The sequence below is a fragment of the Amycolatopsis rhizosphaerae genome (assembly GCF_007713715.1).
Lineage (GTDB): Bacteria > Actinomycetota > Actinomycetes > Mycobacteriales > Pseudonocardiaceae > Amycolatopsis_E > Amycolatopsis_E rhizosphaerae.
Map to the genome: position 1 here is coordinate 1 of NZ_VJWX01000861.1, position 1,276 is coordinate 1,276.

Here is a 1,276-nt window from a genome sequence, read left to right on the forward strand (position 1 = left end):
GCCCAAGACCGTGCGGCACACCGAGCAGTGGTGGCGCCGGTGGGTGGCTCGCTGCCGCTACCAGGGCGAGTACCGCGAGGAGGTCGTGCGCTCGCTGCTGGCGCTCAAGGCACTGGCCTTCAGCCCGAGCGGCGGCATCGCCGCGGCTGCCACCACCTCACTGCCCGAGCAACTGGGCGGGGTCCGCAACTGGGACTACCGCTTCTGCTGGATCCGGGACGCCACGTTCACGCTGATGGCCCTGCTCGAAGGCGGTTACGAACAGGAAGCCCGCGACTGGCGGGAATGGCTGCTGCGGGCGATGGCCGGGGCGCCGGAGCAGATGCAGATCTCCTACGGAGTCGACGGTGAGCGGCGGCTCACCGAGACCCAGCTGCCGTGGCTGCCCGGCTACGCCGATTCCCGTCCGGTCCGGATCGGCAACGCCGCCTCCGAACAGTTCCAGCTCGACGTGTACGGCGAACTGATGGACGCCCTGCACCAGGCGCGCACGCACGGCATCCCGCCGCTCACCGACGCCTGGGAACTGCAGCGGGCCCTGATGGACTACCTGGAGTCGCACTGGTCCGATCCGGACAACGGGGTGTGGGAGGTCCGCGGGCAGCGGCGCCACTTCACCCATTCCAAGGTGATGGCCTGGTGCGCCATGGATCGGGCCGTGCAGGGCGTGGAACGCTTCGGCCTCGAGGGGCCGGTGGACCGGTGGAAGTCTCTCCGGCAGGAGATCTTCGACGAGGTGTGCGAAAAGGGCTTCGACCGCAGGCGCAACACCTTCACCCAGTACTACGGCAGCGAAAGCCTCGACGCCGCGCTCCTGCTGATCCCCGCCGTCGGCTTCCTGCCCGCGGCCGATCCCCGGATGAAGGGCACCGTGGAGGCGATCGAGAAGCACCTGCTGCGGGACGGTTTCGTGCAGCGCTACACCATGAACGAGCAGACCCGCGATCTCGACGGCCTCCCACCCGGGGAGGGCGCCTTCCTGGCCTGCACGTTCTGGCTCGCCGACAACTACGTCCTGCAGGGCCGGGCCGACGAGGGCCGCAAACTGTTCGAGCGCCTGCTGGACCTGCGCAACGACGTCGGGCTGCTGTCGGAGGAATACGATCCGAAGGCCCGGCGGCTGGTCGGGAACATCCCGCAGGCGTTCTCCCACGTGGCGCTGATCAACACCGCGCACAACCTCGGGACCGGCAACGGCCCCGCCCACCGCCGCGGCAGGACCACGAAGTCCTCGTGAAGCCGGAGGAACCTTTGCCGTGCAGGGGCCCTCCACGGT

1 protein-coding gene is annotated in these 1,276 nt (G+C 69.4%); it reads left to right on the forward strand.

Going from position 1 to position 1,276, the window contains the following annotated elements; all coding sequences use genetic code 11:
• A partial coding sequence (locus FNH05_RS37455; protein ID WP_144593553.1) for a glycoside hydrolase family 15 protein occupies positions 1-1,237 on the forward strand: 1,237 nt, incomplete at its 5' end.
• Positions 1,238-1,276: the final 39 nt, after the last annotated feature.